The organism is Poseidonocella sp. HB161398 (genome assembly GCF_005870025.1).
GTDB lineage: Bacteria > Pseudomonadota > Alphaproteobacteria > Rhodobacterales > Rhodobacteraceae > Mangrovicoccus.
In genome coordinates, this window is record NZ_VATA01000105.1 from 1 (window position 1) to 13,321 (window position 13,321).

15 protein-coding genes and 1 pseudogene are annotated in these 13,321 nt (G+C 67.8%); 7 read left to right on the forward strand and 9 right to left on the reverse strand.

Translation table 11 applies throughout. From position 1 onward, the window contains the following. Nucleotides 1-48: 48 nt before the first annotated feature. From FGX59_RS34115 to FGX59_RS34145, 7 genes are all read right to left on the reverse strand, one after another. A complete protein-coding gene (locus FGX59_RS34115) occupies nt 49-711 on the reverse strand; it encodes an ATP-binding cassette domain-containing protein (protein WP_138472840.1) in 663 nt (220 codons plus the stop codon). After that, entirely contained in the window at nt 708-1,565 is an 858-nt protein-coding gene (locus FGX59_RS34120) for a putative selenate ABC transporter substrate-binding protein (RefSeq protein ID WP_138472841.1), read from the reverse strand. The genes FGX59_RS34115 and FGX59_RS34120 overlap by 4 nt, the downstream gene beginning before the upstream one ends. Nucleotides 1,566-1,663: 98 nt before the next feature. After that, a complete protein-coding gene (locus FGX59_RS34125) occupies nt 1,664-3,148 on the reverse strand; it encodes a 5-methyltetrahydropteroyltriglutamate--homocysteine methyltransferase (protein WP_138472843.1) in 1,485 nt (494 codons plus the stop codon). After that, entirely contained in the window at nt 3,145-4,728 is a 1,584-nt protein-coding gene (locus FGX59_RS34130; RefSeq protein ID WP_138472845.1) for a hypothetical protein, read from the reverse strand. Before FGX59_RS34130 ends, FGX59_RS34125 begins: the two co-directional genes overlap by 4 nt. Nucleotides 4,729-4,749: 21 nt before the next feature. Beyond that, nucleotides 4,750-5,271: a hypothetical protein gene (locus tag FGX59_RS34135; protein ID WP_138472847.1), complete on the reverse strand. Its 522-nt coding sequence runs from the start codon at nt 5,269-5,271 to the stop codon at nt 4,750-4,752. A 10-nt stretch (nt 5,272-5,281) separates the two neighbouring features. Further along, entirely contained in the window at nt 5,282-5,644 is a 363-nt protein-coding gene (locus FGX59_RS34140; protein WP_138472848.1) for a DsrE family protein, read from the reverse strand. 26 nt (nt 5,645-5,670) lie between these two features. Continuing rightward, nucleotides 5,671-5,910 (reverse strand): sulfurtransferase TusA family protein, encoded by a 240-nt coding sequence (locus tag FGX59_RS34145; RefSeq protein WP_138472850.1) that lies wholly within the window; start codon nt 5,908-5,910, stop codon nt 5,671-5,673. A 306-nt stretch (nt 5,911-6,216) separates the two neighbouring features. On the opposite strand from FGX59_RS34145, the gene FGX59_RS34150 reads away from it, so the two are divergent. The 3 genes from FGX59_RS34150 (at nt 6,217) to FGX59_RS34160 (ending at nt 8,925) form a co-directional block, all read left to right on the forward strand. Further along, entirely contained in the window at nt 6,217-7,470 is a 1,254-nt protein-coding gene (locus FGX59_RS34150; protein WP_138472852.1) for an aminotransferase class V-fold PLP-dependent enzyme, read from the forward strand. Between the two features lie 118 nt (nt 7,471-7,588). Then, on the forward strand, nt 7,589-8,254 hold the full coding sequence (locus FGX59_RS34155) for a lactate utilization protein (protein ID WP_171060972.1): 666 nt from the start codon (nt 7,589-7,591) through the stop codon (nt 8,252-8,254). A gap of 2 nt (nt 8,255-8,256) precedes the next feature. Next, nucleotides 8,257-8,925, forward strand: a complete 669-nt coding sequence (locus FGX59_RS34160; protein WP_138472856.1) for a GntR family transcriptional regulator — start codon at nt 8,257-8,259, stop codon at nt 8,923-8,925. A gap of 12 nt (nt 8,926-8,937) precedes the next feature. On the opposite strand, the gene FGX59_RS34165 is transcribed toward FGX59_RS34160, so the two are convergent. Beyond that, a complete protein-coding gene (locus FGX59_RS34165; protein WP_138472858.1) occupies nt 8,938-9,831 on the reverse strand; it encodes a LysR family transcriptional regulator in 894 nt (297 codons plus the stop codon). Between the two features lie 85 nt (nt 9,832-9,916). Between FGX59_RS34165 and FGX59_RS34170 the strand changes: the two genes are divergently transcribed. Further along, nucleotides 9,917-10,432 (forward strand): SRPBCC domain-containing protein, encoded by a 516-nt coding sequence (locus FGX59_RS34170; protein WP_138472860.1) that lies wholly within the window; start codon nt 9,917-9,919, stop codon nt 10,430-10,432. A 21-nt stretch (nt 10,433-10,453) separates the two neighbouring features. Here FGX59_RS34170 and FGX59_RS34175 read toward each other — a convergent pair whose 3' ends face one another. Continuing rightward, on the reverse strand, nt 10,454-11,338 hold the full coding sequence (locus FGX59_RS34175) for a LysR family transcriptional regulator (protein WP_138472862.1): 885 nt from the start codon (nt 11,336-11,338) through the stop codon (nt 10,454-10,456). 95 nt (nt 11,339-11,433) lie between these two features. On the opposite strand from FGX59_RS34175, the gene FGX59_RS34180 reads away from it, so the two are divergent. From FGX59_RS34180 to FGX59_RS34190, 3 genes and pseudogenes are all read left to right on the forward strand, one after another. Then, on the forward strand, nt 11,434-11,934 hold the full coding sequence (locus tag FGX59_RS34180; protein WP_138472864.1) for a lactoylglutathione lyase family protein: 501 nt from the start codon (nt 11,434-11,436) through the stop codon (nt 11,932-11,934). Between the two features lie 8 nt (nt 11,935-11,942). Continuing rightward, entirely contained in the window at nt 11,943-13,055 is a 1,113-nt protein-coding gene (locus tag FGX59_RS34185; RefSeq protein ID WP_138472866.1) for an alkene reductase, read from the forward strand. After that, nucleotides 13,052-13,321, forward strand: a pseudogene (locus tag FGX59_RS34190) (type 1 glutamine amidotransferase domain-containing protein); the annotation flags it as partial. The gene FGX59_RS34185 and the pseudogene FGX59_RS34190, both read left to right, overlap by 4 nt.

A 13,321-nucleotide genomic window follows, 5' to 3' on the forward strand; every position in this document is an offset into this window, starting at 1 on the left:
GCCGCCGCCAGGCAGAAGCCCGCCGCGACGCCGCTGCGCGAGAGCCGCTCAGCCGCCATAGAGCGCCGCGATCCTGGCATCGTCGATCATGTCAGACGGCGCGTCGAGCACGATCCGGCCCCGCGCCAGCCCGACGATCCGCGTGGCAAAGGCCCGCGCCTGCGCCACGTCATGGAGCGCGACCAGCGCGGTCTCGAACCGCTCGGCGATCTGGCCCAGCACGGCAGCGCCCTGGGTCTCGTCCAGCGCCGAGACCGGCTCGTCGGCGATCAGCACCGCGCCGCCGCGCCAGAAGGCGCGCGCCAGCGCGACGCGCTGCTTCTGCCCGCCCGAGAGCGTCTCCACCCGCTGGCGGGCCTGGTCTTCGAGCCCGAGCGAGGCCAGCACCGCGGCCACGCCCGCCCGGTCCGCTGCCCGCGGGCTCAGCAGCATGCGCAGATTGGCCGCCGCGCCCTGGTCGTCCAGCCGCCCCATCAGCGTGTTCCTCTCGGCACTGAGCTGCGGCACCAGCCCGTGCTCCTGCGGCACCAGCGCGACCCGGTGGGCCGCGCGCAGCCGCGCATGGGCGGCCGCGAGCAAAGTCGATTTCCCCGCCCCCGAGCGGCCGAGCAGCACGACGCGCTCGCCCGGGGCCAGCTCCAGGCTGACCTCCGAGAGCACCGCGCGGCCGTCATGGCCCAGCGTCTCGTCCCGGAGGCGGAGCAGAGTCATTCCTCGAGCAGCCCCAGCGCGCGGCCGGTCACCTCGATCGGCTCGTAATCGCCATTCGCGGCCGGGATGAAGCCCGCCCGCGGGAAGCTGGCCAGCAGATCGGGATCGGTCATGGCGATCAGAGCCGCCTGGACCTTGTCGGCAAAGCCCTCGCCGAAGCGCGCGTCGACATCGCCGCGGATGGTCCAGTTGTAGTCCGGATAGGGCGGCGTCTGCCAGATCACCTTGGCGGTCCCGGTCTCCGGCGCGCCCTCGGCCACGGCCTTGTCATAGACCGCGAAATTCAGCGCGCCGACATCCCAGGCGCCGGAGGCGACGAGCCGCAGCGTCTGCGAATGGTCGCCCGAGAAGCCCACGCGCGAGAAGAACTCCTCCGGCGCGCCGCCGGTCTCCTCGCGGATCCAGTAGTCGGGCATCAGCCGTCCGGAGGTCGAGGTCTGGGCGCCGAAGGTGAAGGACAGCCCCTTGGCCTCCATCGGGAACGCGTCGGATTTTTCCAGCCCGGTGGCGGTATTGGCGATGAAATAGGTGATGAAGGTCGGATCCTCGACGCCCTGGGCGATGGCGCGCGCGCCCGGGGTCATCATCCGCGCCTGCACGCCGGTGAGCCCGCCGAACCAGGCCAGCTGGATCTGGTCGTTGCGGAAGGCGGTGACCGAGGCGGCATAGGATTTCACCGGCACGAATTCGACATCGACGCCGAGCTCGCCCTCGAGATACTCGGCCACCTTGGAGAAGCGCGCGACCAGCGCGGTTTCGTCCTCGTCGGGAATGGCGGAGAAATAGAGCGTGTCGGCAGAGGCGGCGGTGGCAAGGAAGGCCGCCAGGACGGGCAGAAGGCGGAACGTGGGCATCGGAATATCATCCTTTCTGAGTGCCGGAAGGAAAACGGGACGTGTCCGGGACCGGGAGCGCATCCGGACGCGGTCCCGGCGCAAGGGATCGCCTGGAGCTAGGGCAGAAAGCGGTCGGCAGCCGTGCGGATCGCGGCGATCTTCTCCGCGGCGCCGCTGCCGCAGCAGATCGGGCTGTCGGCGAAAGTGGCGAAGCCGCAATCGGGATGGAGAAGCAAGCGATCCCGGCCGAACAGGCCGATGGCCCGGCCGATGCGGGCGGCGATCTCCATTTCCGTCTCTGTCCGCCCGAGTTTCTGGTTGACCACTCCGACGCCGATCCGCGCGGTGTCGGGAAGACCCTGAAGCACCGACATGCCGCCGGCCCGCGGCGTTGCCGCTTCCAGCAGATAGGCGCCGACACGCACCTGCGACAGCATCCCCAGGAGCGGCGCATAGCCGCCTGAAAGGGCCACGCTCTCGTCCGGGGACCAGTTGCCGCGGCAGACGTGAAGTGCCGTACGGTCCTGTGCGAAACCGTCAAGCACGGCGTTCAGCAGATCCCGCGCGAAGCCCAGCTCGTGTTCCGGCGACAAGGTTTCGGAAAGCGCGCCGCACATGAAGGAGCGCTTGGCCTTCGGGCCGGAGAAGACGACCTCCGAAAGCACCGGTTCGTCGAACTGCACCAGAGCGGCACCGGCTTCTAGGCATTCGGCCAGCTCGGCCCGCAGGACCGTCACGATGTCGGCGGCCAGCTCCTCACGATCTGCATAGGCCTGATCGGAGAGGCATTCCATCCACATCGTCCGGGCCAGGAGATAGGGTCCGGGCAGCGCAACCTTGACGGGCCGGTCCGTCAGGCTGCGTGCGAAATCGACCTCGTGCGCGGCGAGCGGGCGGCGGCGTTCGAGCCGGCCGAAGACCGCCGGATGGCGCACTTCGCCCGCCGGGATGTCAAGTGCGCGCAGCTCGGCCTCGAACTCCTCGGGGTGGTCGACGAGCGGAAGAAGATCGGTCAGCGGGATCAGCTGGCAGTTCTCCAGGCGGGTCGCGACGAAGCTGGCATAGCTGTCGCGGCGCTGCTCGCCGTCGGTGACGACGTCGGCCCCGGCCGAGGCCTGCGCCTGCACCGCCAGCCGGACCGCGTCGTCGGCCGTCGCGTGGAACTCCGGCTCGCCGAGCCGTCCCTCGACATGGGCATGGACCGCTTCGGCCATCCAGCGCGGCCGCGGCCAGGAGCCCATGCCCATGACGGCAAGCGCAGGAACCGGCGGAACAGGCGCGATGCTGCGCGATGCCGTGCGCGCTGGAACAGGGTCGAGGCGAGGCCGCTGCGCGTCCCGCTCCGCAAGTCCGCCCTTGCAAACCAGATAGCGGCGCTGGCGGCCTTCCCGCGCCATCGCGAGAAATTCGTTGCCGGTCAGCCGGCACCAGGCCGGAAGGTCCTCCTCCACCGAGATCTCGGTGGACAGGATCTGCAGGACGCCGCCGCGCGGAAGCGGGTCGATATGGCGCCGGATCAGCAGCAGGAGACCGTTTCCGCAATCGAGGTCGCCGCCGTCGAAGGAGGCGTCGGGCGGGGGGAGCAGGGCCGCGGCAGTCATGCTCTGCCGTTTCCGCCCCGGCGGCGGCCCAGTTCGAAGCCGAGGCCGCAGGCAGCGGCTGCAGCGATGCCGAGCGCCAGAAACAGCGCCGGGGATGCTCCGGAACCGGCGGAAACGCCGGCGGCTGCGGCCGCAGGACGGGGCATGGCGGCCGGGGCCGGAGCGCCTTCGGGCAATGCTGCCGTCTGCGCGGCGACGGCGGTGCCGTAGGTCCTGGCGAGAAGGTCGCGCCCGACATCCTTCAGGATGGCCTGGCCCGCCACCCGGCCCTGGCCGAGCACGAGGTCGATGTTGTGCACCTGCGGCCCGCCGAGATCGAGCGACCGGTTGCCCTCGCGGTCCTCGACATGCCAGCTTGTGACAGCATCGCCGGACAGGCCGTCGACGACGATCCGGAAATAGCCCTCCGGCCCGTCATGGGCCTGGCCGGGCGACAGCCGGATCTCCTCGCGGTTGGTCAGCATGAAGCCGAAATTGTGACCGGTCGGGCAGCCCGCGGGCCAGACGGCGAAACGGCCATCCCCGGCATAGGCGTCGCCATAGCGGAGCGAAAAGGCGCCGCCATAGACCTTGAGCTGTGCCCTTTCGCCCTCGAAGGGGGCCGGCCAGGGCGAGAGGAAGGCCACGATGTCGCCATCCTCGAAGACCAGCTGCTTGCGCGCCGCGGTGTCCTCGATCAGCCGGTCCGGATCGACCGGACCCAGAACCTTCGATTCGATGACTTTTCCGTCCTGTGACAGCTCCACCGTCACCGTGCCCCCGGCCGCATCGATGGATGCAACCCGTAGCTCGCGGCCGCCGATGGCCCATCGGTCGCCTTCCGCGGCAAGGCCCTTGAAGACCGTCTCGTCCGCCAGCAGCAGCCGGTCCATCCGCACGCCGGAGAGCCAGTCGAAGTCGATCGACTGCCGGGTGACGCGTGACGCCTGTCCCTGGTTGTAGAGTTCCGCGAAGCGCGTGCCGTACCAGCCCGGTTCGGTCTCGGAGAGGACCGGAGCGCCGAAGGCCCATTCCCAGTCCGTCCCCGCGATGGTCCGGGTATGGATCGTGTGGTTGGCCATGGTCTCGTGGCCGACGCTTGCCGCGTAGGTATAGACCGTGCCGCCGACGACGGCGCTGCCGCCTGCCGGCAGGGTGACGTCATGCTGCACCACCACCGACATGTCGTAGTCCACATAGACAGGGCGGCGCCCGAGCAGCGGCAGTTCCTCGCCGCGCAGAGCGACCTCGCCGCCCCAGGTGTCCTCCAGATAGGCCAGCCCGCCGGGAGGGATCACCACCTCGCCATTCTCGATCCGGCTTTGCCGAATCAGCACGCCATCGTATTTCAGCGGTTTGCGGCCGAAGTCGTCGCTCACCGCATAGCCCTGCGGGAGGCCGGGCAAGCCGGGGACATAGGCCGGGTTCACGCCGCGCAGGTCGGGCGTCGAGAAGGGCGGCGGCGCGATCGCGGCCACGGTCACCGGATGGGCGATCGGCAGGCCGGGATGCGCGGGGACCAGCAGGGCGGCCGGGTCGGCGGCGAGAGCCGGCAGGGCAAGGCTTGCGGCGCAGGCGGCAAGCGGCAAAACACGGTTCATGTCAATCTCCGGAGAACGTGGTCAGGCTCGTTGCCGGGCCGGGAGGGCGCAGGATGCACCGGAGGACCGGCGCGACAGGAACATCACGCCCCAAACCGTCAGAAGCAGTGCATTGAGAAACAGGAGCGCCTTCGGGACTCCGGCCAGAAACGTTCCAGCCAGGCCGAGGCCGACGGCAGACAGCACCGGCGCCAGGCAGGAAATGCACAGGGCGCCGACCGCCAGTACGCCGCTTCCGGCGGCGATTCCGGCCGATGCGCCCGCACCTCCGCGGCGGCCGGCGGACAGGGCGAAACCGAGGAAGGCCACCGCCAGCCCGACGGTCGCGGCGGTGAAATACTCCTCCTTCCGCAGGAAGCTGACGGCGAAGGCGTGATTGCGGGCATAGGTCAGGGTGCCGGCCGAGACGAATTCGCCCGGCAGGAACCCGCATTCCTCGGCCGCGGCCTGGGTCTGCGGCATTTCAAAGAGCGTGAAGGACAGGGCAACGTAGCCCGCGAAGGCGGCCGCGAAGAGTGCGGACAGGAGGCGCCAGGGGATCATGGCGGCGGCCTCAGTAGCAGACCGAGGGCGCATCCCCGGACATGAACTCCACCAGCTTGGCGCCGCCGACGATCTTTGCGCCGGCGACCAGCCCGTCCTCGTCGAGGCCGCGCTTCTTGAAGCAGGGCGAGCAGACATAGATTTCTCCGCCGGCCTCGGCGAAGCTCGACATCAGTTCCCCGAGCGGGGCAAAGCCTTCCTCGTGGATGGCGTCGGCATATCCTGCCTGCGACAGGCGGGTTCCCTCGATCGACAGGAAGACGACGGCTTCCTTGTCCGAAGCCACGGCGGCATTGGCGACGACGAAACCGACGGTCGCCTTGTCGGCATTGTCGGCCGCGCAGCTGATCGAAACGACGAATTTTCCCGGCATGGGATCTCCTCCAGGGATTGGCGGGATCAGGTCCAGTCCTCGCGGGACCTGATCCAGAAGCTGTTGGTTGCGGGGTCGTGGCGGAGCAGGGAATTGCGTGTCATCCGGCACCAGGCGGGGATGTCGTCAGGTGCGCCGGGATCCGTCGCGACGAGACGGAGCACCTGTCCCGGCATCCGCTTCAGCCGCAGCCGCAGAAGCACGGCAAGTTCGCCGCAGCCTAGCGGCCCCGCATCCCATGTCTCTTCGTTTCCGATCTCGCTCATTCCCGGCCCTCCCACCGCGGCCCTGCAGCCACAATAGCGCCCCTGCGGCCGACAGCAGGTCTATTTTTGTGATGATAGATTGAGAAGTTATGATGGCAGATCCCAGGTCAGGATCTCAGGAAGGTTATCGAAACTACGTCAAATAGCTGAATATAAATGGAATAGTATATATATAGAACCTTCCGAAGTGTGAGATTCCAGGGGTTGGGATCTCCATTGAAGTGATGATTATGTCCGTTATGGGGTTCCCGGCGCGGCCCAGGAATGACAGGGTCCGGACATCCGAAGCACCGGGAGGACCCAGCTATGCTCGATGTCACCGCCGTCCGGAAGGACTTTCCAATTCTCTCCCGCGAGGTGAACGGCCATCCGCTGGCCTATCTCGACACCGCCTCGTCGGCCCAGAAACCGGGGGCCGTGATCGACGCCGTCACCCGTGCTTACACCGAGGAATACGCGAACGTGCATCGCGGGCTTCACACTCTGTCGGCCATCGCGACCGAGCGCTACGAGTCCGTGCGCGGGGTGATTGCGCGCTTCATCGGCGCTTCATCGGAGGAAGAGATCGTCTTCACCGGCGGCGCGACCGAGGGCATCAATCTCGTCGCACACTCCTGGGCGGCACCGCGGCTCCGGCTCGGCGACGAGATCATCCTGTCCACGATGGAACATCACGCGAATATCGTGCCGTGGCATTTCCTGCGCGAACGCCAGGGAGCCGTCCTGAAATGGGTGCCCTGCGATGCGGAAGGCTGGCTCGATCCGCAGGCGGTGATGGACGCGGTGACGCCGCGGACGCGGCTGATCGCGGTGACCCACATGTCGAATGTCGTCGGAACGCTGACCGACGTCGCGGCCATCTGCCGGGGCGCGCGCGAACGCGGCGTGCCGGTGCTGGTCGACGGCGCCCAGGGCGCGGTTCACGCCCCGGTCGATGTCGAGGAAATTGGCTGCGATTTCTATGCCCTGACCGGGCACAAGCTTTATGGCCCCTCTGCATCGGGCGCGCTCTATATCCGGGCGGACCGGGCCCGCGAGATGAGGCCCTGGAAGGGTGGAGGCGACATGATCCGCGACGTCACGCTGGAGGAGGTCAGCTATGCGGCCCCGCCGCTGCGCTTCGAAGCCGGCACGCCTGCCATCGTGCCCCAGATCGGCTTCGGCGCGGCGCTCGGCTATCTGATGGACATCGGGATGGAGGCAATCCGCGCGCACGAGACCCGGCTTCGCGACCATGCAGCGGACCGGCTGGGCCGACTGGAGGGGCTCCGCATCATCGGCGGGCTGCGCGGGCGCGGACCGCTCTTCGCGTTCACGCTCGAGCGCGGCCCCGCGCCCGCGGCGCTTGCCCTTGCCCTCGACGCAGCGGGCATCGCGGTGCGCTCGGGCAGTTTCTGCTCGCGCCCGGTCAACCGCCAATTCGGCATCGAGGCAAGCTGCCGGGCGAGCTTCGGCCTCTATACTGCGACTTCCGAGATCGACCGCCTCGCCGAGGTGATTGCCGAAAGCTGCGAAGATTTCCGGCAAGGCAGGACCGCCATTGCCGGCGGCCTGATGTAAAGTTTGGCACGCCGTCGCATTTTGTGCAGCTTCGTTGCGTCTGGGTGATGAAGCATGTCGCCGGTGCGAGATGCGCACCAGATTGTGCACAAGATCATGCACAGGAAGGAATAGCGACATGGCTATGGGCGATATCGATCTCGGCAAGGAAATCCGGCAGTACAACCGCGAGCGGGCGGAAATGGTGGTTGAGAACCTGAAGGCCAAATACATGGACGGCCATTTCGTGGAGACCAGGGAGGAGGCTTTGGCGCTGCTCCTCGACCTTATCCCGGCCGGCGCGAAGCTTGGCCGGGGCGATTCCGTCACCCTGAACCAGCTCGGCGTGTTCGAGGCGCTGACCGAGCGCGGCACCAACGAGTTCATAAACCCGGTCCGCACGAATGCGCAGGGGCACAACCCGCCACGCGAAGAGCGCCGCGCGATGCAGCGCCAGACCCTGCTGTCGGATGTCTATCTGGCCGGTACCAACGCGATCACGCTGGAAGGCACGATCGTCAATTGCGACGGCTCCGGCAACCGCGTGGCGGCGATGTGCTTCGGGCCCAAGAAGGTCATCTTGGTAGTCGGATGCAACAAGATCGTCCGCAATGTCGAGGCCGCGCTAGACCGGATCCGCGATTTCGCTTGCCCGGTGAATGCCATGCGCCACCGGATGAAGCACAGCAAGGATGACGGGCTGGGCTGGGGCGTGATGCGCTACACCACGATCATCGACGGCAACCAGCCGGTCGAGCAGGGAAAGATCACCGTCATCCTGGTGAACGAGGATCTCGGCATGTAGCCATGGGAACGAAGGCAGGGCAGACGGCGGTGCGCGCCGACCAGATCGCCGCGGCATTGCGCCGGGGCATCCGCGCATCGGAATTCGTGCCCGGGCAGCGGCTGCCCGAGGTCGATTTGGCAGAACGGTTCGGCGCCAGCCGCCGGGCCGTGCGCGATGCGCTGGCGCAACTGGCGCATGAGGGGCTCGTGGAACGGCGATCCAACATCGGCGCAAGTGTCCGGGCCATCAGCATTCCGGAAGCCATCGAGAATGCGGAAATCCGGATGCTGGTGGAAACGCTCTGCGTGACGCTGGCCGCCGAGCGGATCGATGCCCGCGGTGCAGCCGAGTTGCGGGGTATCGGCCGCGCATTGCAGGCGGCGGCAGATCTTGCCGACGTGACGGCCTTCGCGGAGGCGACGAGTGCCCTGGCAAGGGCCTGCGCCAGGCTCTCTGGCCATGGCGTGGCGCAGGATACGCTCGAACGGCTTCGGGTGCTCAACGCGCGGCACAATTTCCGCGTGACGAGTTCCCCGGGCTGGCTGGCTGCGGCGCTGTCCAGACGGATGGCGCAGATCGAGGCGATCTGCCGGGGAGATCCGGCAGCGGCCGCGGAGGCGCTGCGGGAGCACAGCTTTGCCGTGATGGCCGGGCTGCGCGCTCTTGGTGCGGGTAAGGAGGACGCCTGAGATGCCTTGCCGTCAGGCTGCCACGGACGCCGCCATCCGCTCCCGCAGCCATTTCTGCGCCGGGTCGTGCTGGAGCCGTTCGTGCCAGGCCAGGATCTTGCGGAACCCGTCGATCTGCAGCGGCGGCGGCAGGGCCAGCACGTCCGTTTCCGCCGCGACGAGACGCGATGGCACGAGGGCGATGATGTCTGAGCGCCGGATGAGATCGATCAGAATGGTAAAGTTGGGTACGCTCGCCACCACCTTGCGGCAGCGCCCCATTTTTTCCAGCGCGGCATCAGTCGGCCCGAAAAAAGCGGTGCCGTCATGCGACATCAGTGCGTGCTCCATGGCGCAGAAGCCGTCCAGCGTCGCGACCTCCGCGCGGCGCGGATGGTCAGCCCTCAGCAGTGTCACGTACCTTTCGTCGAAGAGCGTCCTCGCTTTCAGCGATCCCGGGGCCATCTCGGGCGTGACCAGGGCCATGTCGAGTTCGCCTTCGGCGAGGTCCCGGGCGAAGTCCGACGTCACGGGCCGCACCGAGAGGAGCACGCCGGGGGCCTGTTCCCGCAGCTGGCCAATGAACGGCAGCAGCACCGCCCGCTGCGCGTAGTCGGTTGCGGCCACCCGCAAGGTCAGTTTTGCGCGCATTGGATCAAAGGTTTCGGCCTGCAACAGTTGCTCGACGCCGCCCAGCACCGAAGCGAGCTGCCGGGTCATGGCCTCCGCACGGGGAGTTGGCAGGATGCCGCGCTGCGTGCGCACGAACAGCGGATCGTCAAGAGCCTCGCGCAGCCGGGCCAGCATGCCGCTGACGGCAGGCTGGGTGACGCCCAGCCTGTCCGCGGCGCGGCTGACCGAGCGGGTCTCCAGCAGCGCCGCAAGAGCGCGCAGCAGGTTGAGGTCGAAGGTCCTGATATCGGCCATGGCGATACCTGATGTCACAAGATGCGATTGGCCTTATATCCGATGGGCGGCGATATCTCCAGCATCCCGATCAATGGAGAGACACATGTCCGACATCCTCTGGCCCGAGGGCTTCATCCCCGGCTTCACCGACAACTTCGCTTCGAACGAAATCATCGTCTCCGGCCTCAGCGCGGCCGAGATCTGGCCCTTGCTGGCAATCCCCGCCCGGTGGCCGGACTACTACCCCAACGCCGCGGACGTGGAGATCCATGGCGGCAAGGGCCCGGAACTGGATCTGGGCGACAGCTTCTTCTTCCGCACCTTCGGCTTCCCGGTGCCCGCCCGCGTCGTCGAATGCGTGCCGCCGGTGCCGGGACAGCCCGCGCGCATTGCCTGGCACGGCTGGTCGGGGGAACCGGGGGCGGCGGACCGGCTGGATGTCCACCACGCCTGGCTTGTCGAGGACCTCGCGGCGGGCCGGGTGCGGATCCTGACGCAGGAGACCCAGAACGGCGCCCCGGCGCAGGCGCTGGCCGCAACCGTGCCGAACCCGATGATCAACGGCCACCAGGACTGGCTGAATGGCCTTGTCGCCGCTGCGCGGTCGGCGCAGGGCTGAGGCGCCCGGTCCGCGCCCGCCTCACAAGGCGGCAAGGGCCTCGGTGATCACGGCGCGGACCCGCCGGCTGCGCGCCGGCAGTCTGCGGTTCTTCCGCTGGATCAGCCAGAGCTCGTGCCGGACCGGCACCGGCAGCGGCATGACCTGCAAGCGGTCCCGGCCGGGATGCGCGTCAACGCCGCTGCGCGGCAGGATGGTATAGCCGATGCCGCGCAGTACCGGCTCCGGGATCTGGCCGATCTGGTTGACGAAGCTGCGCTCCCGCAGCCGGTCCGCTCCGGGATGGGCGTCCGGGAAATTCGCACCAAGCAGTTCGTCGGCATGCGCGTAGCCGTCGGGATGGGCGATGAAACCGAGCGCGTCGAGCTCCGCGAAGCTTCGCGGTGGCGCGGCACCGGCGGGCAGGAGGAGGCACAGCTCGTCCTGCCCGGCACTCTGCCCTTCCAGCCGCGGATGGGCCGGAGAATGATCGACGATCCCGAGATCGAACCGCCCCGCAACGACCCCCTCGAGAACGCGCGGCTGCGGCATCGCCTCGAGGATGATGGCAAGCGCGGGCGCGCGGGCCATGAGATCCATGAAGCGCGGGTAGAGCAGGAGGGCGAGCGACCCCGAGCAGGCGATCGAGACCTGCCCCCGGTCCGGGTCGTCATGCTGCAGCGCGCCCTGAAGGTCGCTTTCTTCCGCCCGCCGGCGCCGCGCCATGGCCAGCACCGCCTCGCCCGCCGGGGTCAGGATGAAGCTCTTGCCGTCGCGTGTCAGCAGCGGCTGGCCAAGCTGCGCCTCCAGCTTCTTCACATGCTGGCTGACGCCCGGCTGGGTCATGTTCATGGCGGCCGCGGCGCGCGTGAAATGCCCGACATCGCAGAGCGTGGCGAAGGTTTCGAGCCAGGTCGCGTTCAGCATCGTTTCGCCCGTTTCGTTATCATCATGAGCATGAATGATAATTGGATGTTCCGGTTTGGCCAATCCATATTCCCGGCAGCACCAAGGAGACAATCATGACTAGGACCACGCCCCGCACTTTCTCCCATATCGGCCTGTCGGTGCCCGACCTCGACGCGGCCGTGGCCTTCTACCGCGATGTCATGGGCTTCTACGTCATCATGGAGCCGACCGAGATCGCCCAGGATGACAGCGACATCGGCGTGATGTGCGACGATGTCTTCGGACCGGGCTGGGGCAGGTTCCGCATCGCCCACCTGTCCACCGCCGACCGCATCGGCTTCGAGCTGTTCGAGTTCCCCGAGAATTGCAAGCCCGAGGACAACCTGCCCTACCGCCAGGTGGGCCTGTTCCACTTCGCGATCCAGGATCCCGACCTCGAGGGGCTGCTGGCAAAAATCGTGGCCGCAGGCGGCAGGCAGCGGATGCCGGTGCGCGAGTACTTCCCCGGCGAGAAGCCCTACCGCATGGTCTATGTCGAGGATCCCTTCGGCATCGTCTTCGAGCTCTACTCCCACAGCTACGAGCTGACCTATTCGGCCGGCGCCTATAACTGAGGTTTCCCATGGCAGATCTTTTCGACACGGTGCGCCTTGGCGGGCTCACCCTCAAGAACCGCGCCGCGATGGCCCCGATGACCCGCGCCCGCAGCCCCGGCAACCTGCCGACCGGCGAAACCGCGCGCTACTACGCGCAGCGCGCGGGCGCCGGGCTGATCGTGACCGAAGGCACGGTGATTTCCCCCGAAGGCTCGGGCTTCGCCGACTGCCCCGGCCTCTGGTCGCGGGAACAGGTCGCGGCCTGGCAGCCGGTGACCGCGGCCGTGCATGACCAGGGGGCGGCGATCTTCACCCAGATCTGGCATGTCGGCCGGATGAGCCATGTCTCGCTGCAGCCCGGCGGCGCCGCCCCGGTCAGTTCGACCGGCCAGCAGGCGGCAAATTCCTCGGCCTTCGGCATCACCCAGGATAGCACGCCGGGCTTCGTCACTGCCTCGAAACCACGACCGCTGGAGACCGGCGAGATCGCCCGCGTTGTCGGGGATTTCGCGAAGGCGGCGGAGAACGCCGTCGCCGCGGGTTTCGACGGGGTCGAGATCCACGGCGCCAACGGCTACCTGGTGGAGCAGTTCCTGAACGGCGCGGTCAATGACCGGACCGACGGCTACGGCAGCCAGTCGGTCGGGAACCGCATCCGCTTCGCGCTTGAAGTGGTCGATGCCTGCATCGCGCGGATCGGAAAGGACAAGGTCGGCATCCGGCTCTCGCCCTTCGGCCGCCTGCACGAGCTGGGCGATTTCGAGGGCGAGGAAGACACCTTCCTGACGCTGGCCGCAGAGCTGGACAAGCGTGGCCTTGCCTTCGTCCATATCATGGACCAGGCCAGCCGCGGCGCGCCCGCCATGCCCCACGGCTTCCTGGCGAAGTTCCGTGCCGCCTATTCCGGGGTGCTGATCTTGGCCGGCGGCATGGATCTCGAACGCTCGAATGCGATGATCGGCGCGGGGCTGATCGACATTGCGGCCTTCGGCGCGCCCTTCACCTCCAACCCCGACCTTGTCGAGCGCATGCGCCACGGCTGGCCGCTGACCCCGGTGGATCACGACGCCTATTATGGCGGCACCGCCAGGGGCTATACCGACTGGGCAACCCATTCCCCGAAAGGAGACGCCGAATGAAACCGGTCCTGATCGTGATGACGTCACATGGCGACAAGGCCGGACATGGCCCGACGGGCTTCTACCTTTCGGAGGTCACGCATCCGCTGGAGGAATTCCTGGCTGCCGGCCTCCCCGTCGCCTTTGCCTCCATCGCCGGAGGCGAGCCGCCGGTGGACGGGCTCGACCTCGAGGACAAGGTCAACGCGACGTTCTGGGCTGACCCGCTGTTCCGCGCGGCGATCCGCTCGACGCAGAAGCTTTCCGACGTGAACCCGTCCGACTAC

What these genes read in the sequence shown, in the direction of transcription:
- FGX59_RS34180 (WP_138472864.1), top strand. Translation starts at nt 11,434, where the DNA reads ATGACTAGGACCACGCCCCGCACTTTCTCCCATATCGGCCTGTCGGTG.
- FGX59_RS34115 (WP_138472840.1), bottom strand. Translation starts at nt 711, where the DNA reads ATGACTCTGCTCCGCCTCCGGGACGAGACGCTGGGCCATGACGGCCGC.
- FGX59_RS34170 (WP_138472860.1), top strand. Translation starts at nt 9,917, where the DNA reads ATGTCCGACATCCTCTGGCCCGAGGGCTTCATCCCCGGCTTCACCGAC.
- FGX59_RS34140 (WP_138472848.1), bottom strand. Translation starts at nt 5,644, where the DNA reads ATGCCGGGAAAATTCGTCGTTTCGATCAGCTGCGCGGCCGACAATGCC.
- FGX59_RS34150 (WP_138472852.1), top strand. Translation starts at nt 6,217, where the DNA reads ATGCTCGATGTCACCGCCGTCCGGAAGGACTTTCCAATTCTCTCCCGC.
- FGX59_RS34165 (WP_138472858.1), bottom strand. Translation starts at nt 9,831, where the DNA reads ATGGCCGATATCAGGACCTTCGACCTCAACCTGCTGCGCGCTCTTGCG.
- FGX59_RS34125 (WP_138472843.1), bottom strand. Translation starts at nt 3,148, where the DNA reads ATGACTGCCGCGGCCCTGCTCCCCCCGCCCGACGCCTCCTTCGACGGC.
- FGX59_RS34120 (WP_138472841.1), bottom strand. Translation starts at nt 1,565, where the DNA reads ATGCCCACGTTCCGCCTTCTGCCCGTCCTGGCGGCCTTCCTTGCCACC.
- FGX59_RS34155 (WP_171060972.1), top strand. Translation starts at nt 7,589, where the DNA reads ATGGCTATGGGCGATATCGATCTCGGCAAGGAAATCCGGCAGTACAAC.
- FGX59_RS34130 (WP_138472845.1), bottom strand. Translation starts at nt 4,728, where the DNA reads ATGAACCGTGTTTTGCCGCTTGCCGCCTGCGCCGCAAGCCTTGCCCTG.
- FGX59_RS34175 (WP_138472862.1), bottom strand. Translation starts at nt 11,338, where the DNA reads ATGCTGAACGCGACCTGGCTCGAAACCTTCGCCACGCTCTGCGATGTC.
- FGX59_RS34185 (WP_138472866.1), top strand. Translation starts at nt 11,943, where the DNA reads ATGGCAGATCTTTTCGACACGGTGCGCCTTGGCGGGCTCACCCTCAAG.
- FGX59_RS34160 (WP_138472856.1), top strand. Translation starts at nt 8,257, where the DNA reads ATGGGAACGAAGGCAGGGCAGACGGCGGTGCGCGCCGACCAGATCGCC.
- FGX59_RS34145 (WP_138472850.1), bottom strand. Translation starts at nt 5,910, where the DNA reads ATGAGCGAGATCGGAAACGAAGAGACATGGGATGCGGGGCCGCTAGGC.
- FGX59_RS34135 (WP_138472847.1), bottom strand. Translation starts at nt 5,271, where the DNA reads ATGATCCCCTGGCGCCTCCTGTCCGCACTCTTCGCGGCCGCCTTCGCG.